The sequence below is a fragment of the Aeromonas sp. R2-3 genome (genome assembly GCF_040908375.1).
Taxonomy (GTDB): Bacteria; Pseudomonadota; Gammaproteobacteria; order Enterobacterales; family Aeromonadaceae; genus Aeromonas; species Aeromonas veronii.
In genome coordinates this window covers 43,598-63,512 of sequence record NZ_JBFODP010000003.1, presented here as the reverse complement: position 1 = coordinate 63,512, position 19,915 = coordinate 43,598, and the positions used below count along the sequence as shown (strand labels likewise).

Below are 19,915 nucleotides of genomic sequence, written 5' to 3'. Positions count from 1 at the left end.
GCCACTGTCGGCGTTCACCGACAGTGGCAAGCCAACACTGTAACTGGCGGCGATTGCGCAGGAAGATGAAGAGATCTTCGCCAATAAATCTCTGTTTTCGGCATTCATCCATGACCACGGGCCACAGGATCATTGCGCGGTTTTGTGAGCAGGTTCACGGCTAGCCGCCCCGGATGCGGCTAGCGCAGCAGCAGACTGTTCATCAGGGCCCGCAGTTTGAGTGGTTTGACCGGTTTGCTGATGTAGCCATACCCTCGCTCGCGGATCTGCGCCTGCAACTCGCTCTTGCGATCGGCACTGATGATGATGCCTCCCAGCTCGTCGCCACACACCCGTTGCAGGGTAGCGAGCGCCTCCAACCCGGTCTTGCCATCGTCGAGGTGGTAGTCGGAGAGCACCAGTCTCGGCACAAACCCTTGTGCCACCAGCTCCTCGGCTTCGGCCAGATCGACGGCGCAGCGCACCTCGCAGCCCCAACGGCCGAGCAGGGTGCTCATGGCGGTCAGAATGTCCCGCTCGTTGTCGATACATAGCACGGCTACCCCCTCCAGCTGGCTGTCACGCGCCACCGGCGCGGCCAGCTGATGGGCAGTGACCGGCCGGGTCGCCAGATTGAGGGTCACCGCAAAGACCGATCCCTTGCCCGGCCAGCTCTGCAATGTGAGCTGATGACCGAGCACCTGCGAGATGCCACGGGCGATGGCAAGCCCCAGACCCAGCCCCTGCTCCTTGGCGGTGCGGGAGTGATCGAGGCGGGAGAACTCGTCAAAAATAGCCTCCTGCTTGTCCTGCGGGATGCCGGGGCCGTTGTCCCACACCTCGATGCGGATCTTCTCCCCCATCCGGCGGCAACCAAGCAGCACCCTGCCGCCCGGGTTGTAGCGAAACGCATTGGTGAGGAAGTTTTGCAGCACCCGGCGCAGCAGCCGCACATCGCTATGCACCGCGTGCTTGCTCTCCACCACCGAGAAGTGGATCCCCCCCGCCTGGGCCAGCACGCCAAACTCCGCCTTGAGGTTGTCGAGCAGATCGCGCAGGGCAAAGTCGAGCTTCTTGGCCTTGAACTTGCCCGCTTCGAGCCGCGAGATATCGAGCAAATCGGTGATGAGATCCTCGGTCGCCCCCAGCGCATCGTCGATATGGCGGGCGATGCGGGCCTGCTCGCCAGCATCGGGCAACATCTCCAGCAGGGAGGAGGTAAACAGCTTGGCCGCATTGAGGGGCTGGGTCAGATCGTGGCTGACCGCCGCCAGAAAACGGCTCTTGGATTGATTGGCCCGCTCCACCTGCTGGTTCACCAGCAGCAGTTGGCGGTTGAGTTCGGAGAGCTCACGGGTACGCTCGGCCACCCGTGCCTCCAGATGTTCGTTCGCTTCGCGCAGCACCCGCTCCGCATCGCGAAACGGCGTGATGTCGGTAAAGGTCATGACAAAACCGCCGGCGGGCATGGGGTTGCCCTGCATCTCGATCACCCGCCCGTCCGGGCGCTCCCGCGCCGAGATATGGGCGCTGCCGCGCTTCATAAAGGCAACCCGCCGCGCCACGTGATCCTCGATATCACCGGGGCCACAGAGTCCCTGCTGGGCGTTGTAGCGGATGATCTCCTCAATAGGACGCCCAGCCTGAATAAGCCCGGGCGGATAGTGGAACAGCTCGATGTAGCGGCGGTTCCAGGCCACCAGCCGAAGCTCCCTGTCCACCACCGAGATCCCCTGCCCGATATGCTCGATCGCCCCCTGCAGCAGGCCGCGGTTGAAGCGAAACACGTCGGAGGCCTCATCGACTATAGTGGCGATCTCCTCGAGCTGCATGTTGCGCCCCTGCAGGGCAGAAGCGAGCACCAACCGCGCCGACGAGGTACCAAACACCCCCGCCAGCAGCCGCTCGGTGTGGGCAATCAGCTCGGCCGAGGCCTGCATCTGGGGCGCCAGGGTGCCGCCCCGCTCACCGGCGAAACGACCAAAGGCGCGCTTGACCCGGCTTGAGCCGACAAAGCGGGCCGCCAGCATCTCCAACTCCTTGACCGAGACACGCGCCTGATAGAGGGCGGCGGTATCGCGGCTCGGCTTGCCGACAAAGTTAGCCGCCTGCAGCCGCTCGCTCACCGCAGGGCGCGACAGCAGGGAACCGGCCACATAGCCAAGCAGGTTGAACAGCAGGCTCAGGAAGATGCACCAGGCCCCGAGACTCAGCTCGCGAAACGCAGGCCAGTCCGGCGGTGCCAGCAGTTCGGCCAGCGGTGAACCGGCCAACAGCCCGCTCTCCACCAGCAGGGTGACGAACCAGAGGCTCACCCCGAGGCTCAACCCAAGATAGACCCCCTTGCGATTGCCGTGGCGCCAGTAGAGACCGAGCAGCAGGGCCGGCGCAAACTGGGCCACCGCGCCAAAGGAGAGATAGCCGATACGGGAAAGGCTGGTGAGATCGCCGAGCCAGAGGTAGAGCCCCCAGGCCGCCAGCAAGATCAGCAGGATGGCGCCACGGCGCACCTGCAACAGCAGCCGCACCAGCCGCTCGTCGCGCCCCTGCCGCCAGAACCGGCGCAGCAGCACCGGCAGCACCAGATCGTTGCTCACCATGATCGCCAGCGCGATGGTGCAGACGATCACCATGCCGGTGGCCGCCGAGGTGCCGCCGAGAAATGCCAGCATCGCCATGCCATCGAAACCGAGTGCCATCGGCAGGCTGATCACATAGGTGTCGGAGGCCATATCGGCACCCACCCACTGCTTGCCCGCCAGCGCCAGCGGCCAGATAAAGAGCCCCATCACGAACAGGTAGAGCGGGAAGATCCAGCGCGCCCAGTGAAGATCCTGCCCCTGATTGTTCTCCACCACAGTCACATGAAACTGGCGCGGCAGGCAGATGACGGCGCACATCGCCAACACCGTATAGATGGCAAGCTCCAACAGGTTGCCGGGGCTCACCGCCACCACCTGCGCAAAAAAGTCGCGGGTCACCTGTTCGTGAGCCTCGCCCGGATTGCTCAGGATCAGCCAGAGGGCAAAGCCCCCCACTGCGATAAAGGCCAGCAATTTGACCACCGACTCGAAAGCGATGGCCACCACCATCCCCCTGTGGTGCTCGGTGGCATCGAGATGGCGGGTGCCGAACAGGATGCTGAACAGCGCCAGCAGCAGAGTAACCCCGAGCGCCAACTCGCTGGTATTGCTGGTCGGGCTGATGCCGCCGCTGTTGACCATCAGCAGATCCAGCCCGGTGACGATGGCTTTAAGCTGCAACACCAGATAGGGGAGGATCCCCATGATGGCGATGAGGGCAATCACCATGGCGAGCCGCTGGGATTTGCCGTAACGGGCGGCGATAAAGTCGGCGATGGAGGTGATGTGCTCGCGCTTGGCCACCAGAATAAGGCGGGCCAGCAGCCGCCAGCCAAACAGAAAGACCAGCATGGGGCCAAGGTAGATGGGTACTGGTGACCAGGGGGATTCACTCGCCTGCCCCACGGTGCCGAAGAAGGTCCAGGAGGTGCAGTAGACCGCCAGCGACAGGCTGTAGAGCAGCGGTTGCCCCTTGAGACGGTGCCGTTTGTGCTTGTCTGCCACGAAGGCGATCAGAAACAGCAGCCCCAGATAGGTGAGCGACAATCCGATCAGCAGCCATCCCTGGTGCATCGATAACTCCTTGTCCATGTTGAGTTTTTGTATACAACCTCGCCAGTCTAGAGAGGCTGCAGCCAAAAGTCATCCCCTTCGGACAGATTGAAATTATCGTTTTTCAATAAGTTTTATCTTGACTGTATATCGCAAAACAATAAACATTGCCGATGTGGATATTGATAAACGATAAACTTTACCTTTCAGATAAAACCATCACAGTGAGGAATGAGATGATCTCCAACAAACTCGAACGCTCGAGCATGCTGATCGAATGGCTGCTGCTGCTGGCACTGCTGGCTACCCCTTTGATCACCTTGCTGGAGGTGTGGACCCCCTTCGGTGGCGCCGATTTTCTGCAGGAGAAGCTCAACACCATCTTGAGCCGCCCCGGCATCAATCCTGCCGACTATCCCCTTCACTTCTCCACCCGGCTGCTCGGCACCCTGGTGCAGCTGTTGCCGGATCTGGTCTTTATGATGATGCTATGGCAACTGCGCCAGCTGTTTCGTGGCTACCGCGCCGGTCTGCTCTTCACCTTCGAGCAGATCCGCCGCTATCGGCAGATCGGAGTGCTCCTCTGTGCAACCTTCCTGGTCGAATTGATCCTGACCCCCTTGCTGGATACTGTGCTCACCATGAGAGGCCCGGAAGTACTCGGTACCATAGCGCTGAGTACCTCCGATTTCCGGGTACTACTGGCGGGACTGATCGTACTGGCGCTGGCACTGGTCATGCGCGAGGCCAAACTGCTGGCCGATGAACAGCAACTGACGGTGTGAGGATCCTATGCCCATTATCATCCGCCTCGATGCCCTGCTGGCAGAGCGCAAAATGACCGCCCGCGAGCTGGCCCAGCGCATCGACATCACCGAGGCCAACCTCTCGATCCTCAAGAATGGCCACGCCAAGGCGGTGCGCTTCTCCACTCTGGAGGCCATCTGCCGTGAACTCAAATGCCAGCCCGGCGATCTGCTGGGCTACGAGCAGGAGCGCTAACCCCCTTATGAGTCGTCATATCACCCTGTTTGCCCTGTGGCTGCTGCCGCTGTGGGCCTGCGCCAGCAATGACGCGAGCGGCCCCCGCTACCTTGTCGAGCAGGGCGCCAGCGCCAATGTGCTGCAAGTGCGCCTCACCATGCAGGGCGAGCCCCCTTTTACCCTGCTCCCCGCCCGTCAGTTGCCGGGCAGTGCCGAGCCGACTCTCGCGCCGGTCTGCCTTGCAAACAACCAGCCGGTTGCCCTCAACCAGCCCTTCTCCTGCAAGGAGATCGGCTGGCAGATCACGCTCACACCCGCTCCGGCACTGGGTGCAGATGCTTCGGCCCAACAGTCGCTTTTGTTCGCACCCAATCTGTGGCTATTGACCGAGTGGGGTAACTTTGTGCGCCAGATGGGGAGTCGCCAAGGGAAGGTGTGTCTGCCGGATGGCAGCTGCCAACCGTTGCCGGATGTCAACCAGCCACCGCTGATCCTGCCATTTGGTCTGCAAACTGTGCCCGTCACCAAGCCGGATCCGCGGCTGGTGCTGAGCCATGACGAGACCGCCAACCAGCTCGATCTGCCGGCCTTGCAGCAACAACTGAATGAGATCATCGACTATCTGGCCTTTCAGCTCGACGTGGCCCCGCCCACTCACCCGTGGCAACTGGTGTGGCTGGGGCGAGATGTGGCGACCCGCTCCCTTGGCGGCGCAGCCGGGGATCAGGTGTTTGTCGCCAACTACCCCACCGAGGCTGGCAAACCGACGCCACAGGCCCCCTTGCGCCTGCTGCGCACCTCGGCCCACGAGGCGGTACATATCCTCAGCGCTCGCCGCGCAACTCCACAGCCCACCTGGATCAACGAGAGCCTCGCCGAATACCTTGCCATCAAAGCGCTGCGCCGCTTTCGGCTGCATCAAGTCACGGCGGTCAACGAGCTGGCCGAGCGGGGCAAACTGCTACCCCATAGCGAGAGCGGCCTCTATCGGGCAGCTCGCGAGGTGCTGGCGGGCGATCGCTCCTACTACCCGCTCTTTTACGTCAAGGGGAGCGCCTTCTGGGAAGCGCTGGAGCGGGAGTTGCAACACAATGACGTGACGCTGGCGCAACTGCTGCCCCAACTGGGCTGGCTGCCGGATGGCCGCTTTGATGCTGCATCCAATGAGCTGCTTGCCGGCACCATCGGCTCGGATACCTGGCGCCGTCTCAGCCGCCTCTATCTTGGCGAGCAGCAATAGCGCCACAAACCGCAGTAACGAAAAAGGGAGAGCCGTGGCTCTCCCTTTTGTTAGGTGATGAATCAAATAGACAAATATCAGGCTGGAGCCCTCTCCTGCGCAGACGGCGCAAAGGGGCGTAGCCGCAGGAAGAAGACCGGCAAGACCACCAGCACCATCAGGAAGAAGATGCCGCCGCCGAGAGGCTCGAACAGCACGCCGCAAAGTGCCATCAGGGCCGCCACCGTCATGCCGAGGCCAAGGGCCGCATAGAGCGCCTGAGTCGGGATCAACTGCTCGGCCGGTAGCTGACGGGTCATGAAACGCACCGCCCCCAGATGGCTCATACCGAACGTCACCGAGTGGAGCAACTGCCCCAGTACCAGCACCCACAACTCGGTCGAAGCACCCAGCAATACCCAGCGCACCACACAACCGATGGCACCGGCGATAAAGAGACTCTGGGCGCCAAAGCGTTGCAGGAAACGCTTGTCGGCGGCGAACATGCAGATCTCGGCCACCACCCCGAGCGCCCAGAGATAGCCGATGATGGTGCCGCTATACCCTTGCGCCTTCCAGTAGATGGCGCTGAAACCATAATAGGCGGCGTGGCTCCCCTGCAGCAGAGCGGTCAGCAGCAGGAAACGGCGCACCGGTGCGCTGCGCAGGGTTGCCAGCAGGGATGCCTTGGCACGCTCCCCCTGCACATCCTGTGGCGCGGGACTAAGTGGCAGCCAGCTGAGCAGCAGCATCAGCACCAGCCCCGCCACCATGGTGTGCAAAATCCAGTCGCTGCCGAAGTTGCCCACCAGCGCCCCCACCAGGGTCGAGGCAACGATAAAAGCAAACGAACCGCAAAGCCGCACCTTGCCATAGTCGATATGCGCCTGCACCACCATGCGGGTCGCCAGCGCCTCCCCCACCGGCATCAGGGTCGGGTAGATAAAGTTGGCGATCAGGGTGAGACCGACCAACCACCAGAGGTGATGGCTGAGATAGAAGCCAAGGAAGGCAAGCAGACTGAGCAGAGATAACAATCGGGTAACCGGCAGCAGATGACCCGCCCCCTTGATCTGCCCCATCACCATCAGGTTGCCGGCAAAGCGGATCGCCATCCCCGCCCCCAGCAGGAGACCAATCATCTCGGCGCTGACGCCCACCCCCTCCAGCCAGAGCGACCAGAACGGCAAGTAAGCGCCGTAGACAAAATAGAAGGCGCCGAAAAAGAGCGCTAACCAGGAGAACGCGGGCATAGATCCTCTGCAACCGGATGACGGGAGCAGAATGATAACCTATCCTCCCCCGCAGATCCCGATGGAAACCCTGCGCAGAAAATGAAAAAACTTCAATAAAATTGAACTATTACCGAAGAGGTGGGGTCTACTTGGTAACACCTCCTCCTGGTTAGTGTTGCAATCCTTCCACCCGCCCACGGCGGGTTTCTTTTTTAGGCAAACATTTGCTCTGCTCCATCGTCACAACATGGCGGCGACAAAAAAGGGGCCGAAGCCCCTTTGATCATCTGCGTCTGTTGTTTGCTCTTTAGAATACGTATTTGACCCGTGCACTCAGGTTGCGGCCCGGTTCGGTCATCATGCTGTTATCGGAGCCCTCGGCACGACCGGCGATGCGCTCGTAGCTGGTGTACTCCTTGTCAAACAGGTTGAAGACCCCGACGTTGAGCTGCAGGTCGGTCATCGGGTTGAACTGGGCGTACATATCTACCACACCCCAACCGGCGCTCTTCACGTAATCGTTGCCTTTGCTGTCTTTACGGACTTTGTCCATGTCGTCAGCAAAGCGCAGCGCGGTGTTGAAGTTCCATTGGGACTGTTCCAGACGCACACCGACGGAGCCGTTGAGCGGGCTCAGGCTGTTGATGTAGTTGCCATCCCCATCCTTGCCTTCGATGTAGGCGAGGTTGCCCCATACATTGACGATGTCGTTAAGCCAGTAATCCGCCTTGGCTTCGACCCCTTTGGTGGTCGCCTTGCTCAGGTTCTGGTACTGGTAGACGGCTGTGCGCCCCTCTTTGCCCACTTCCACCATCTCGATGAAGTCTTCGAACTTGTTGTAGAAGCTGGCTACTTCATAGCTGAAGCCGTTGCTGCTGCCACGCACGCCAAGATCGATGCCGTCGCTGCTCTCCGGATTGAGGTTCGGGTTGGGCTCGATGCGATAACCGTACGCCTGATGGTTCAGGGTGGAGAAGGCGCTGTCATACATGGGGGCCTTGAAACCGTGGCTGTACTGGGCGAACAGGTTGGCCGCCTCGTGGGCCTTGAACACCAGACCCAGCTTGGGTGACAACTCCCCTTCGGAGAACTTGTGCAGCTTGTCGCCTGTGTAGGCCGGATCGTTGTCCGGGGTCATCCGGTAGTAGTCATAACGGGCGCCCGGGGTCAGTACCCAGCGCTCGCCAAACTTGATCTCGTCAAAGGCCCACAGGGCGCTGCGCTCGCTGGTGGTAGCCGGGAAACTCAGCTCGTTGTAGCCGACAAAATCACCGGGAGTCGTCGGCCCCTTGTAACGGGTACGTTCGTTGTCGGTGTGCTCGTATTCAGCCCCCCAGGCCAGGCGGTGGTTGGCGACCGCCTTGTGGAACTGCAGCTGGGCGCCGATGTTCTTCTGATCGAACACGTTGTGATCCAGCGAGTTTTTGGTCACATAGGGGTTGCCGGGGCTGACCGGATACTTGGATGAGGCGTACTGATCCAGTGTCTGCTTGGTGCGGGCAAAGTAAACCTTGCTATCCATCCGATCAGCCCAGCCTTGATTCAGCGCGATGCCGTGATCCAGCACCACAGAGAGGTTGTCGGTCTGCTTGTCGGTGATGGGCTGATCAAAGACACGGGCAGTACCGGTACCGACCTTGTTGAGCTTGACCGCATCCGGCTCCTCGCCATCGGTCAGGTAGTCAACGGTCAGCTTGAGGAACTGCTCATCGGAGAGGTTCCACTTGCTCTTGAGCAGCAGGGCGTGGGTACCGATATCGAAGTCGTTCTTGGTGGAGTCGAAATTCTGGGTCACACCGCCATCGCGCCAGGTGTAGCGCAGCAGGTTCTCCACTTCACCAGTGCGTAAGGCGCCGGTAAAGCCCGCCATCTTCTGGTGGCTGCTGGAGGCGTAACCGCTGGTCACATCCAGATAACTATCCTTGCCCTTGAGGAAGTCGCTGGCATCCTTGGTGGTGATGGCAATCACGCCACCCAGCGCATCGGAGCCGTAGGCGGCAGACGCCGGCCCCTTGGCCACTTCTACCTGCTTGATCATGTCGGTATCGAAGTAGCTCTGGCCAACACCGCCCTTGCTGTAAGCATCGTTCTGGCGCACACCGTCGCGCACCACCTTGACCCGGTTTTCCCCCATGCCGCGGATGATAAAGGTCTGCGCATCCCCCTGACCGCCGAGCACGGTCACACCGGGTTCGTAGCGGAACAGGTCGGCGACGTTGGTGACGACCTGCTCTTCAATCTGCTTGGCGGTGATCACCGAGATGGGGCCGGAGACATCTTCCAGTTTTTGCTCCATCCGTGAGCCGCTGACGACCACGACTTCATCCGCCTTCTGGGTGGCAGCAAAGACCTGGGAGGAGAGACCGGCCGCCACGGCGAGGGCAACCAGAGAGAGTGCGTTATGATGGGTCACAGCGAATCCTTATTGAGAACTGTTATCAAACAGGCCGCATATTACCCGGCTCTCGACAAAGATCAACAAGAAACGAAATCATTCTCATTTGTTTTGAACCGGATTGGTTTTACACTGTCGCCCTGTGTTGCCCTTATTCTCTATTAGCCCCCCGAGATGCACCGGCATCCGGGCATATCAGCCGTGAGATCCCATGATTAGACGACTTCCCCTGCTCGCCCTGCCGCTGCTGCTGGCAGCCTGTGCCACCCCAACCCAGCCAACCGTGTCATCACAGTTGCAGACGCTCTATGACTACCGGCTAAGCAGCGAGGGAGATGCAGACCTGACGCTGGAGAAGGCAATCGCGCGAATTGCCGACGCCGACATCATTCTGGTGGGCGAGCTGCACAGCCATCCCGCCGTGCATCTGTTGCAATCGAGCCTGCTGAGCGGGCTCTACACCGCAGGTCAGCAGCACGGTCGGCCATTGGTCCTCTCCATGGAGCAGTTCAGCCGCGCCGATCAGAAGACGCTGGATGCCTATCTGGCGAACCAGATTGGTGAAGCGGCCTTGATCCGCGAAGGCAACGCCTGGCCCAACTATCCGAGCGACTACCGCCCGCTGGTGGAGTTTGCCAAGGCTCACCAGATGCCGGTGATCGCCGCCAACGCCCCCAAGCCCCTGGTGAGCTGTGTCGGTCTGGAGGGGGCTGAGTGGCTCGACAAACTGCCAGCCACACGTCGCAGCCAGCTGGCCCGCCAGCTGACGCTGGGGGATGACCCCTATCGCCAGAAATTTATGGCCTCCATGCACCACGGCGATGCCGACAGCAACGCCCGCCGCTTCGCCGCCCAGACCAGTTGGGATGACACCATGGCCGAGAGCATGGTGGATTATCTCGCCAAGCACCCGGGCCAGCAGATCATGCATATCGCTGGCAATTTCCACGTCGAGGGGGGGCTTGGACTCGCCAGTCGCATCGCCAGCCGCAATCCTGCCCTCAAGGTGGCGCTGGTCGTGCCCCGCACAGATGAGACCTCTGTTGCAGATCCCGCAGCCGATGTGCAGGTAACCATCATGCCGCTGCCTAAGCGCTGGCAAAACAGTGACGAGATGAAGCAAGATATGGGCGCGCTGCATCAATCCCGCAGTCGTGACTGCAGCCAGTGGCTGCAACCCTAATCTTCCAGGAAACGGCGGGTAAAATATGGATGTGTTACTGATCATCGATGTGCAGCAAGGCTTGTTCAACGAGCCCCGTTACCGCCAGGAGCAAGTGCTGGCCAATATCAATCGGGCTGCGGCCCATGTCAGGCAGCAACAGGGACGGGTCATCTATATCCAGCATGACTCGCCCCCCGGTACCGAACTGGAACCGGGCACCCCGGGTTGGCAGTTGCACAGTGCGTTGCAACCGGCCAAGGGAGAGAGCCGGGTACGCAAGACAGCATGTGACAGCTTTCTCGATACCGAGCTTGCCTTCCTGCTGGCCGAGCAGCCGGTCGATCGACTGATCCTCTGTGGCTGCGCCACCGATTTTTGCGTCGATACCACGGTGCGCAGTGCCGCCTCCCATGGGTACGAGGTGCTGGTGTTGAGCGATGGTCACACCACCGCCGATCGCCCCCACCTGAGCGCGGCCCAGATCACCGAGCACCATCACTGGATGTGGCGCCACCTCAGCCTGCCGGAGGGGCGCAGTGTCACCCTGCTCACCACCGACGAGCTGCTGGCAGTAACACCCGCCCTACAGCCGTGCTAATCTGCGAACCTTGCCTCGTTTCTCACTGGAGTCTGTCGTGCGCCTGTTGTCTGCCACCCTGTTGTTGATTGTTCCCCTGCTGTCGGCCTGCTCCAGCTTGCCCGGACAGAAGTATGACGGGCCGGAACCCCTGTTTCTGACCCACATCAACGAGGAGGGGAGCAAGCGCTTCACCTTTGAAGCCGCGCCCAACGACACCTTGCCGCGCGGCCTCTCGGCGGCCCAGAGCCAGCGGCTGCTGGAACAGCGAGAAGCCTTGCAGGAGAACCTGCTGACCGAGACCCTGGCGACCAAGCAGTATTGCCGCCAGGGCTACATCGTGCTGAGCCAGACCTCCTGGAAGGTGCGGGGAGAGTGCAACGAAACGGCCACCGACGCCGATCGTCGCGCTTTTCCCAACAAGGCCAGCTGGCAGGATTGAACTGGCGGATGAGATAACGCAATAAAAACGGGCAGCCAATTGGCTGCCCGTTTTGTTATGACGGCTGTCGTGGTCGACAGGGATCGTCAGACCGGCGCATCGGCCGGGCTGGTGAGCTCGGCACCGTTGTCGATGCGCTTGTGCCCTTCCACCAGATGGACGAAATCCACCAGCTCGTCACCGGAGACCGCGAACGCCTGGCCGAAGCCCTTGACGAACAGCCCCTGCTCCGGCTTGAGGCGGAACAGTTTGAAATCCTTGAGGTTGGAGAGACCCTTGATGATCTCGCCAAAACGCCCCTCCAGTGCCACCACCGCCTTGCTCCAGCGAACGTCGTCACGGGCAACGACTTCAGCCACCGCATCGAAGGTCAAGCGCTTGCGGGCAAACAGCTCGCGGGCACCGCTCTCATCCTCGATCAGCATCAGGGATACGCGCGGCACCTGTTGCAGGTTACGGGCGTGGCGAGCGATCTCGGAGATCAGCACATAGTAGCCATCTTCCTGCAGCACGAACGGGGCATAGCTGGCGTTGGGATTGCCTTCACCATCGACGGTGGCGAGCTGCAGGGTACGGCAGCTGTCGCGAAACTCGCGGATCTCCGGTTGCAGGCGGTTCTGCAGACGCTCCTGACGTTCACTCATGCTTTGACTTCCTCTTGAGAGTTGTGGCGCAGCGCCATGAAACGGGTGACCTGATCGGCCAGCAGCTGGCGTTTCTCGTCGCGACCCAGATAGACCTTGAAAATGCAGCGGCCGGAGTGACCGAAGAACTGGAAGGAGTGCCCCTCCTTACCCATGAACAGCTTGCTGACCAGCGCAATCCCCGCCACGTTGTCGAGCTTGAGATGACCATGCAGCTCACCGTCGCGGCCCATCAGGTTGTAGTAGCCGCGTGCGTCCTTGCCTTTCGGGAAGGGGGCTTTTACCTCGAAGATGGAACCTTCTGATTCGACGATGGTGGTCACCGGGCCCCAGTCGGCCAGATCTTCCAGCAGACCTTGTGCGCGATCGGCGGGTAGCAGGGTCACCAGCTCGGCGGGCAGATGGCGAACCACCTCCCATTCGCTGATGGCAAGCTGGGCCGCCAGGGTGGACGGATGAGCGCCGGGATCCTGCTCCAGCAGCGCGTGAATGCGTTGTGCAATGCTCATGTTTTCTCCCTCTGCGGGACCATACTGTCCCGCTGTTTATCATGGCGGCTACTCTAATAAAGCACCGAAACCAATGCAATTGATAATTGCTATCATTATCAGTGCATTTTTTCCAAAGCCTTGATATTCTCGGCGGCACACCCGTTTCATTCACCCCTTCGGAGGTTAGCATGGGCCGTCGTCTTGCCCTCGCCATCACCCTGCTCTGCAGTTCACTCTCTCCCTTCTCTGCCGTTGCCGCCGACGGACAGAAAGAGCGTATCGTCAGTATCGGCCCGGCCACCACAGAACTCATTCTGGCACTTGGCGGTGAATCGAGCCTGATCGCCACCGATGTCAGCAGCCCCTTGCCAAAAGGGTTGCCCAAGGTGGGTTATCACCGGGCACTGGCCGCCGAAGGGATCCTGAGCCTCTCCCCCACCCGACTGGTGGGCAGTGACGAGATGGGCCCGGCCCCGACCCTGGATCAGCTGCGCCGTGCCGGGGTCAAGGTGGAGGTGCTGGATACCGCGCCGACCCTCGCCAACCTCAACCAGCGTATCGACACCCTCTCCAGCCTGCTGGGCGATAAAGCAGCTGGCGATCGCCTGAAGGCAGAGATCCAGGCCCAGACCGATCAGCTGGCGGCGCAAGCCAAACAGAACAAACCGCTCAAGGTCGCCTTCCTGCTGCTGCACAAGGGGCAACCCACCAGCATCGCCGGGGGTGACACCACCGCCAGCGCGCTGATTTCGCTGGCAGGCGGTATCAATCCGGTCGCCGAGTTGCGCAACTACAAGCCGGTATCCGCCGAATCCCTCATCGAGATGCAGCCCGATCTGGTACTGGTCAGCGGTCGTGACTGGCAGCAATATGCCGATCCGGCCAAGGTGCTTGCCGAAGTGCCCGCCCTGGCCGCCACCCCGGCTGGCAAGCGTAACGCCATCCACGCCATCGACGGCCACGCCCTGCAAGGGGGCCTGAGCCTCAACTCCCTGCAACAGGCGAACCAGATCGCCCATTGGATCAAGCAGGGGTCATGATGCGGTTACCCCTCTCCTGGCTGCTGGCCTTTACCACGGCCGCACTGGCACTGTTGCTGCTCGGTTCGCTGGCAACCGGCCCCATGACCCTCACCCTGGGCGAGAGTCTGCGGGCGCTGTTTGCCGGGCAGGAGAGTGGGATTGAGTCGCACAAGCTGCTGATCGTGCAGGAAATTCGCCTGCCGAGAACTCTGCTCTGCATCGCAGTGGGGGGGATTCTCGGGCTCTGTGGCGCCGTGATGCAGGGGCTGTTTCGCAACCCTCTGGCTGACCCCGGCATCATAGGTGTCTCCGGCGGTGCGGCGCTCGGTGCGGCGCTCGCTATCGTGCTGCTGGCCCCCCTCGGCCAGCAGTTGCAAGCCACCATCGGGGTTGGTCTGCTGCCGCTGCTCGCCTTTCTCGGCGGCGCGCTCACCACCACCCTGGTCTATCTGCTCGGCACCCGTGAGGGGGGCACCTCGGTCACCGTCATGCTGCTGGCCGGGGTCGCCATCACGGCGCTCTCCGGCGCGGTGATCGGCCTGCTCACCTATCTGGCGGACGATCAGATGCTGCGCAACCTGAGCCTGTGGCAGATGGGAACGCTGGCAGCAGGCAAACCGGCCGATGTGGCGCTTGCCCTGCTCACCCTGGCGGCCCTGCTGTGGCTCTTTATGCGCGATGCCAATCCCCTCAATGCCCTGCTGCTGGGTGAAGGGGAGGCCCATCATCTGGGGGTCAATGTGCAATCCCTCAAACGCCGCCTGATTCTGCTCACCGCAGCGGGCGTCGGGGTGGCGGTGGCGGTATCGGGGATGATCGGCTTCGTCGGGCTGGTGGTGCCCCATCTGGTGCGCCTGCTGGCAGGCCCCAACCACGTCAGGTTGCTGCCACTCTCAGCCCTGCTTGGCGCCGCCCTGCTGCTGGCAGCCGATATGCTGGCTCGCACCCTGCTGGCCCCGGCCGAGCTGCCGGTGGGCATCATCACCGCCCTGCTCGGCGCCCCCTTCTTCATCTGGCTGCTGGTAAAAGGCCGCCGCGCCCTGTGATACGGACTGTTATGCAACCACTCTCATCCGCACTCTCATCCTCACTCTCCTCCCCCCTGTTGAGCTGCAGCCGGCTCAGCCTGCGCCGTGGCCAGCGCCAGATCCTGGATGGGCTCGATCTTAGTCTTGAGAGCGGCACCCTCACCGCCCTGCTCGGCCCCAACGGGGCGGGCAAGAGCTCGCTGCTCAAGTGCCTGACCGGCGAGCTGGAATATGAGGGTTCCATCACCCTGTTTGGAGCGGATCGCCAGCAGTGGGACAGCGGCCAGCTGGCCCACCGGCTCGGGGTATTGCCGCAAAGCTCCTCCCTCAACTTCCCCTTTCTCTGCGAAGAGGTGGTGGCCATGGGGCGCTTGCCCCACAGTGAACCGGCGGCGCGACGTAACGAGATTGTGGCGGCGGCCATGACCCATGCCGGAGTCGAGCATCTGGCCAAACGACTCTATCCTGGGCTCTCTGGTGGCGAGCGGCAGCGGGTGCAGTTTGCCCGGGTGCTGGCGCAGATCTGGCAGGCTCCCTCCCCGACCGAGCAGGCCGAGCAACCCCGCCTGCTGCTGCTCGACGAGCCCACCTCGGCGCTGGATCTGAAATACCAGCATCAGCTGCTCACCATGGCGCGCGCCCTGGCCAGCCGCAATACTGCGGTGCTGGTGGTGCTGCACGATCTCAATCTGGCGGCACGCTATGCCGATCGGCTGGTGATGCTGGAGCGGGGCAAGCTGATGGCCGATGGCACACCTGCCGAGGTACTCACCCCTGAGCTGATCGCCCGTCTCTATGACTATCCGGCGCAGGTGATCCACCACCCCGAGAGCGGCCTGCCGATGGTGGTGTGAAGGAGGGGCCGCCAGACGCGAAGACAAACGCTTTCATTTGCCTGCGTCTATTTGCCTGCGTCCCGCCCCGCAAACTGCATTAAAATTCATCATCGCCAGATATGTGGTGTGAATATCCTCACACTTTGCTCAGGCAAAATCCCCGCAGCATCGCCGTCTACTTATAATGGCGCCGCCTCACAGAAGGCATAACTCATTGATGCTACGGAACAATTACAATGAAAAATATCAACAAAACCCTACTGGCTGCCGCCATCTCCCTCGGGATGCTGGCTGGCTGCAACAGTGACAACGACTCAAAGGCAGCTGATCCCATGGTTCGTTTTGCCACCTTCAACCTCTCTTTTGACCGCACTGCCGCCGGTATGCTGACCGGTGAGCTGGCACTGACCCGCACCGAGCAGGATGCCCTGCTGACCCGCCTCGCCGAAGGGAGCCTGAGCGGCGCTACTGAAACCAAAGCCAAGAACGTGCAGCAGATCCGCAACGTGGCGGAGATCATCCAGCGCACCCGCCCGGATGTATTCCTGCTCAACGAGTTCGACAACGACGGCAAAGGCGAGAGCACCGCCGATCTGAAAGCCTTCAACGACAACTATCTGGCCCACGCCCAGCACGCGGAGGTGACGGCCATCAGCTATCCGGTGATGCAGAACTTCGCCACCAACACCGGCCTGATGAGCGGTTATGACCTCAATCTGGATGGCAATATCAACAACGGCCCCGACGATGCCTGGGGCTTTGGCAACTATCACGGCCAGTACGCCTTTGCGGTGATGTCCAAATATCCCATCGACACCAAGCAGATCCGTACCTTCCAGAACTTCAAGTGGAAGGATATGCCGGGCGAGAAGAACCCCATCATCGATGACTGCAACAATCCCAAGGTCAAGATCCCGGCCAGCCGCCAGTGTGGCGATGCCTGGTATTCAGATGCAGCCTGGCAGCAGTACCCGCTCTCCTCCAAGAATCACGCCGATGTGCCGGTACGGATCAAGACCGAGAAGGGGGAAGAGGTGATCCACTTCCTGATCTCCCACCCGACCCCGCCCATCTTTGCCAACGCGGCACGCCATACCGTCAAGCACAACCGTGCCGAGATCGCCTTCTGGAACGACTACGTCAAGGGTCTCAACTACATGACCGATGACCAGGGCACCAAGGGTGGGCTGGCCAAAAACGCCAAGTTCGTTATCGCCGGGGATCTCAACGCCGATCCGCAAACCGGCGACGGCGACCTGACCGCCATTCAGGATCTGCTAAACAACCCGCTGATGAATCAGGCCATCACCAATGGCACCCTGATCCCGGTCAGCGAAGGGGGCCCGGAGTGTGTCAGCAAGGGGACCGACTGCAAACGCAACCTCACTCGCCCCAACCCGGAACGCATCACCAACTCCAGCGTGCTGCAGCTGGATCACGTCATCCCCTCCGCCAACCTCAACGCGGTGAAGAGCGGTGTCTACTGGCCTGCCAGCTTCGAGGCCGGTTATCACCTGGTCTATGATGCGAAACTCGGCATCGCCAAGGGAGTCAGTTCGGATCACCGCATGGTGTGGGTCGATCTCACACTCGACTAACTCTGCCATGACCCCGCTGCGGCGGGGTCTTTTCTTGGCGATGACTGGCGAGTTGACCACGGCCCATTAATCCACCGCTTGGCATTGAGTTATCCATCCATAACTCCTCCATGGCCGTTGAATGGGCCTCGCGATCACAGAACCGCCGCGCCAATGGTGGTAGCATGCCTCCTCTTGCCATCCGGCCGCACGGCGGCTCCGGTGGCCCTCCCTCCTCCGCTTTCACTTTTTGAGGACGTATCTGATGGAACTGCTTCTGCTTAGCAACGGTAAAGCCAACGAATTTCCGGGTCTGCTCGGCTGGGCCCGCGATCGGGTTCAAAGCCTGCTCGCGCGCAAACAGGTCAAGCGCATCCTGCTCATCCCCTACGCGGTGATCCGCAGCGACTGGGATGCCCGCGCCAACGAACTTACCGAGAGCCTCGGGATCGAGACCATCAGCATTCATCACTTCGATGATCCGGTCGAGGCCGTCAATCAGGCCGATGCCATCTTTATCAGTGGCGGCAACACCTGGCGCCTCAACCAGATGTTGCATGAAAACGGCCTGATCGTGCCGATCCAGCGTGCCGTGCGTGAGCGGGGCGTCCCCTATGTGGGCTGGAGCGCCGGTTGCAACGTGGCGACCCCGAGCATCCGCACCACCAACGACATGCCGGTCTGCAACGCCGCCGTGCTGCCCGCGCTGGGCCTGTTTCCGCTGCAGATCAACCCGCACTATCTGGATGCCAGCATCAGCGGTCACATGGGCGAGACCCGCGACGAGCGTCTGGCAGAGTTCTGCGCCATCAACCCGAGCGAATATGTGGTGGCCCTGCGCGAAGCGAGCCTGCTGCAGATCAGCGGCGATACCGTTGAGTACTGGAGCGCCCGCGAGCAGGACTTCAAGATCTTCAAACAGGGTCAGGAGCCGCAAGCCTTTATGGACGCCGCCCCGCTGGCTGAGCTGACCCCCTTCAAGGTCGCCTGAGCCAAGCAGAGCGCTTCACTACTGGCAAGCGGATAGCTCGCGAAATCGTAAAAACAAAAGAGGGATGGCTCAATGCCATCCCTCTTTTTTATCGTCATCTTTCAGCTGGTTGCAGCCTGATTACTCACCCTGCAGGGTCACCAGCACCTTGCGGGCACCGCCATCGACGCGATGTTCGCCAAGCCAGATCCCCTGCCAGGTGCCAAGTGCCAGCTGACCGTCACGGATCGGCAGTAGCAGGCTCACCCCGAGCAGGGAGGATTTGATGTGGGCGGGCATGTCATCCGCCCCCTCATAGGTGTGGCGATAGTAAGGGGCATCTTCCGGCGCCAGCCGGTGCAGATGGGCCTCCATATCGCTGCGCACGCTGGGGTCGCAATTCTCGTTGAGGGTGAGCGAGGCGGAGGTATGTTGCAGCAGCAGGTGCGCCATGCCAATTCGGTAATCGGCCAGCATCGGCAGCTTGGCCACCAGCTCGTCAGTCACCAGATGAAAGCCACGTGAACGGGGCTTCAGAGTCAGCAGGCACTGCTGCCACATCAGACGTACTCCATAAAGACGCGGGAGGTGAGTTTGGTGATGAGCTCGTAGGGGATAGTGCCAATCTCGTCGGCCACCCGCTCCACCGGCAACCCCTCGCCCCACAGTACCGCCTCGTCACCGGCCTTGTCGGTTGCGCCGGGCCCAAGATCGACCGTGCTCATATCCATGGAGACACGCCCCACCAGCGGCACGATGCGGCCGTTGATCAGCACGGAAGTGCCATTGGGCGCCATGCGCGGATAACCGTCACCGTAGCCGATGGCGATCACCCCGAGCCGGGTATCGCGCTCTGACACCCAGTTGGCGCCATAGCCCACCGGCTCGCCCGCCTTGTGATCCCGCACTGCAATCAGCTGGGTTTTCAAGGTCATCACCGGCTGCAGGTCATAATCGGCCGCTACCGTGTTGGGGAACGGGGAGACGCCATAGAGGATGACACCGGGGCGAACCCAGTCGCAGTGGGAGTCTGGCCAGGCCAGAATGCCCGCCGAGTTGGCCATGGCCCGCTCGCCCGCCAGCGGTGCGGTCAACTTGCTGAAGAGGTCGATCTGCTCGCGGGTGGTGGGCTGCTCCAGCTCATCGGAGCGGCTGAAGTGGGTCATGATGTTGAACGGCTGCACCACGTTCTTGCACTTGCCGAGGCGTTCGATAAAAGCGGGCATCTCGTCGGCACGCACCCCGAGGCGGTGCATGCCGGTGTCGAGCTTGAGCCAGGCCACCACGGGGGCTGGCAGCTCGACTTGCTCCAGCGCTTCGAGCTGCTCCCAGGTGTGAACCGCCGTCTGCAGATTGTTGGCCGCCAGCACCGGCAGATCGTCGGCGGAGAAGAAGCCCTCCAGCAGCACGATGGGCTTGACCACGGCGCAGGAGCGCAGCATCAGCGCCTCTTCGATACGGGCCACCGCATAGGCATCCGCATCCACCAGGGTGCGGGCGACCGGCAGCAGTCCGTGGCCATAGGCGTTGGCCTTGACCACAGCGATGATCTTGCAAGCGGGAGCGTGGCGCTTGACCACGGCGAGGTTGTGGCGCAAGGCCGCAGTGTTGATTTGGGCAGTAGCCGCTTTCATGGTTTTCCCTTACGAGGGCACAAATGGTCTCCCCCTCATCGGGCAGAAGACCGCCACTCACTTATCGTCGTCGAAGGCCGGA

Annotated in this window: 18 protein-coding genes; 11 read left to right on the top strand and 7 right to left on the bottom strand. The window is 61.5% G+C overall.

Annotated features, from left to right (window positions below):
• Positions 1-179 precede the first annotated feature (179 nt).
• On the bottom strand, positions 180-3,635 hold the full coding sequence (locus tag AB5Z02_RS00320; RefSeq protein WP_368214894.1) for a NahK/ErcS family hybrid sensor histidine kinase/response regulator: 3,456 nt from the start codon (positions 3,633-3,635) through the stop codon (positions 180-182).
• Between the two features lie 215 nt (positions 3,636-3,850).
• Here AB5Z02_RS00320 and AB5Z02_RS00315 point away from each other — a divergent pair, with 215 nt between their 5' ends.
• The 3 genes from AB5Z02_RS00315 to AB5Z02_RS00305 are packed head-to-tail and all read left to right on the top strand — an operon-like array spanning position 3,851 to position 5,838.
• Positions 3,851-4,399 (top strand): DUF2975 domain-containing protein, encoded by a 549-nt coding sequence (locus AB5Z02_RS00315; protein WP_043822127.1) that lies wholly within the window; start codon positions 3,851-3,853, stop codon positions 4,397-4,399.
• Positions 4,400-4,406: 7 nt separating this feature from the next.
• Positions 4,407-4,616 carry a helix-turn-helix transcriptional regulator gene (locus AB5Z02_RS00310; RefSeq protein WP_005335250.1) on the top strand — a complete coding sequence of 70 codons (210 nt, stop codon included), beginning with the start codon at positions 4,407-4,409 and terminating at the stop codon, positions 4,614-4,616.
• 7 nt (positions 4,617-4,623) lie between these two features.
• Entirely contained in the window at positions 4,624-5,838 is a 1,215-nt protein-coding gene (locus tag AB5Z02_RS00305; protein ID WP_368214891.1) for a hypothetical protein, read from the top strand.
• Between the two features lie 77 nt (positions 5,839-5,915).
• On the opposite strand, the gene AB5Z02_RS00300 is transcribed toward AB5Z02_RS00305, so the two are convergent.
• Both AB5Z02_RS00300 and AB5Z02_RS00295 read right to left on the bottom strand, forming a co-directional pair.
• Positions 5,916-7,070, bottom strand: a complete 1,155-nt coding sequence (locus tag AB5Z02_RS00300) for a 3-phenylpropionate MFS transporter (protein WP_368194889.1) — start codon at positions 7,068-7,070, stop codon at positions 5,916-5,918.
• A 289-nt stretch (positions 7,071-7,359) separates the two neighbouring features.
• Entirely contained in the window at positions 7,360-9,465 is a 2,106-nt protein-coding gene (locus tag AB5Z02_RS00295; RefSeq protein ID WP_139442008.1) for a TonB-dependent hemoglobin/transferrin/lactoferrin family receptor, read from the bottom strand.
• 193 nt (positions 9,466-9,658) lie between these two features.
• Between AB5Z02_RS00295 and AB5Z02_RS00290 the strand changes: the two genes are divergently transcribed.
• From AB5Z02_RS00290 to AB5Z02_RS00280, 3 genes are read left to right on the top strand one after another with little or no spacing between them, the layout of a single operon-like run.
• Positions 9,659-10,630 carry a ChaN family lipoprotein gene (locus AB5Z02_RS00290; RefSeq protein WP_213386647.1) on the top strand — a complete coding sequence of 324 codons (972 nt, stop codon included), beginning with the start codon at positions 9,659-9,661 and terminating at the stop codon, positions 10,628-10,630.
• A gap of 25 nt (positions 10,631-10,655) precedes the next feature.
• Positions 10,656-11,210 carry a cysteine hydrolase family protein gene (locus tag AB5Z02_RS00285; RefSeq protein ID WP_005348211.1) on the top strand — a complete coding sequence of 185 codons (555 nt, stop codon included), beginning with the start codon at positions 10,656-10,658 and terminating at the stop codon, positions 11,208-11,210.
• Between the two features lie 37 nt (positions 11,211-11,247).
• Positions 11,248-11,631 (top strand): hypothetical protein, encoded by a 384-nt coding sequence (locus tag AB5Z02_RS00280; RefSeq protein ID WP_005335256.1) that lies wholly within the window; start codon positions 11,248-11,250, stop codon positions 11,629-11,631.
• 86 nt (positions 11,632-11,717) lie between these two features.
• On the opposite strand, the gene hutZ is transcribed toward AB5Z02_RS00280, so the two are convergent.
• Positions 11,718-12,275 (bottom strand): heme utilization protein HutZ, encoded by a 558-nt coding sequence (gene hutZ, locus AB5Z02_RS00275; protein WP_368214888.1) that lies wholly within the window; start codon positions 12,273-12,275, stop codon positions 11,718-11,720.
• Positions 12,272-12,784 carry a heme utilization cystosolic carrier protein HutX gene (gene hutX, locus AB5Z02_RS00270; RefSeq protein ID WP_005362516.1) on the bottom strand — a complete coding sequence of 171 codons (513 nt, stop codon included), beginning with the start codon at positions 12,782-12,784 and terminating at the stop codon, positions 12,272-12,274. The genes hutZ and hutX overlap by 4 nt, the downstream gene beginning before the upstream one ends.
• Positions 12,785-12,954: 170 nt before the next feature.
• Here hutX and AB5Z02_RS00265 point away from each other — a divergent pair, with 170 nt between their 5' ends.
• The 5 genes from AB5Z02_RS00265 to pepE all read left to right on the top strand — a co-directional run bounded on the left by AB5Z02_RS00265 (position 12,955) and on the right by pepE (position 18,220).
• A complete protein-coding gene (locus tag AB5Z02_RS00265) occupies positions 12,955-13,806 on the top strand; it encodes an ABC transporter substrate-binding protein (RefSeq protein ID WP_320545877.1) in 852 nt (283 codons plus the stop codon).
• Complete coding sequence (locus tag AB5Z02_RS00260; RefSeq protein ID WP_368214885.1) at positions 13,803-14,834, top strand: FecCD family ABC transporter permease; 1,032 nt, start codon at positions 13,803-13,805, stop codon at positions 14,832-14,834. The genes AB5Z02_RS00265 and AB5Z02_RS00260 overlap by 4 nt, the downstream gene beginning before the upstream one ends.
• A gap of 11 nt (positions 14,835-14,845) precedes the next feature.
• Positions 14,846-15,670 carry a heme ABC transporter ATP-binding protein gene (locus tag AB5Z02_RS00255; RefSeq protein WP_270795227.1) on the top strand — a complete coding sequence of 275 codons (825 nt, stop codon included), beginning with the start codon at positions 14,846-14,848 and terminating at the stop codon, positions 15,668-15,670.
• A 218-nt stretch (positions 15,671-15,888) separates the two neighbouring features.
• Positions 15,889-17,250 carry an endonuclease/exonuclease/phosphatase family protein gene (locus AB5Z02_RS00250; RefSeq protein ID WP_368214882.1) on the top strand — a complete coding sequence of 454 codons (1,362 nt, stop codon included), beginning with the start codon at positions 15,889-15,891 and terminating at the stop codon, positions 17,248-17,250.
• A 244-nt stretch (positions 17,251-17,494) separates the two neighbouring features.
• Positions 17,495-18,220 (top strand): dipeptidase PepE, encoded by a 726-nt coding sequence (gene pepE, locus AB5Z02_RS00245; protein ID WP_368214880.1) that lies wholly within the window; start codon positions 17,495-17,497, stop codon positions 18,218-18,220.
• Positions 18,221-18,340: 120 nt separating this feature from the next.
• On the opposite strand, the gene AB5Z02_RS00240 is transcribed toward pepE, so the two are convergent.
• Both AB5Z02_RS00240 and alr read right to left on the bottom strand, forming a co-directional pair.
• Positions 18,341-18,760: a secondary thiamine-phosphate synthase enzyme YjbQ gene (locus AB5Z02_RS00240; RefSeq protein ID WP_033114624.1), complete on the bottom strand. Its 420-nt coding sequence runs from the start codon at positions 18,758-18,760 to the stop codon at positions 18,341-18,343.
• Positions 18,760-19,833, bottom strand: coding sequence for an alanine racemase (alr, locus tag AB5Z02_RS00235; protein ID WP_033114623.1), 1,074 nt, complete (start codon positions 19,831-19,833; stop codon positions 18,760-18,762). Before alr ends, AB5Z02_RS00240 begins: the two co-directional genes overlap by 1 nt.
• Between the last annotated feature and the right edge of the window lie 82 nt (positions 19,834-19,915).

Coding starts and splice junctions, on each gene's coding strand:
- AB5Z02_RS00315 (WP_043822127.1), top strand. CDS start 3,851: ATGATCTCCAACAAACTCGAACGCTCGAGCATGCTGATCGAATGGCTG.
- AB5Z02_RS00250 (WP_368214882.1), top strand. CDS start 15,889: ATGAAAAATATCAACAAAACCCTACTGGCTGCCGCCATCTCCCTCGGG.
- AB5Z02_RS00240 (WP_033114624.1), bottom strand. CDS start 18,760: ATGTGGCAGCAGTGCCTGCTGACTCTGAAGCCCCGTTCACGTGGCTTT.
- AB5Z02_RS00320 (WP_368214894.1), bottom strand. CDS start 3,635: ATGCACCAGGGATGGCTGCTGATCGGATTGTCGCTCACCTATCTGGGG.
- hutZ (WP_368214888.1), bottom strand. CDS start 12,275: ATGAGTGAACGTCAGGAGCGTCTGCAGAACCGCCTGCAACCGGAGATC.
- alr (WP_033114623.1), bottom strand. CDS start 19,833: ATGAAAGCGGCTACTGCCCAAATCAACACTGCGGCCTTGCGCCACAAC.
- pepE (WP_368214880.1), top strand. CDS start 17,495: ATGGAACTGCTTCTGCTTAGCAACGGTAAAGCCAACGAATTTCCGGGT.
- AB5Z02_RS00285 (WP_005348211.1), top strand. CDS start 10,656: ATGGATGTGTTACTGATCATCGATGTGCAGCAAGGCTTGTTCAACGAG.
- AB5Z02_RS00310 (WP_005335250.1), top strand. CDS start 4,407: ATGCCCATTATCATCCGCCTCGATGCCCTGCTGGCAGAGCGCAAAATG.
- AB5Z02_RS00300 (WP_368194889.1), bottom strand. CDS start 7,070: ATGCCCGCGTTCTCCTGGTTAGCGCTCTTTTTCGGCGCCTTCTATTTT.
- AB5Z02_RS00305 (WP_368214891.1), top strand. CDS start 4,624: ATGAGTCGTCATATCACCCTGTTTGCCCTGTGGCTGCTGCCGCTGTGG.
- AB5Z02_RS00255 (WP_270795227.1), top strand. CDS start 14,846: ATGCAACCACTCTCATCCGCACTCTCATCCTCACTCTCCTCCCCCCTG.
- AB5Z02_RS00265 (WP_320545877.1), top strand. CDS start 12,955: ATGGGCCGTCGTCTTGCCCTCGCCATCACCCTGCTCTGCAGTTCACTC.
- hutX (WP_005362516.1), bottom strand. CDS start 12,784: ATGAGCATTGCACAACGCATTCACGCGCTGCTGGAGCAGGATCCCGGC.
- AB5Z02_RS00260 (WP_368214885.1), top strand. CDS start 13,803: ATGATGCGGTTACCCCTCTCCTGGCTGCTGGCCTTTACCACGGCCGCA.
- AB5Z02_RS00290 (WP_213386647.1), top strand. CDS start 9,659: ATGATTAGACGACTTCCCCTGCTCGCCCTGCCGCTGCTGCTGGCAGCC.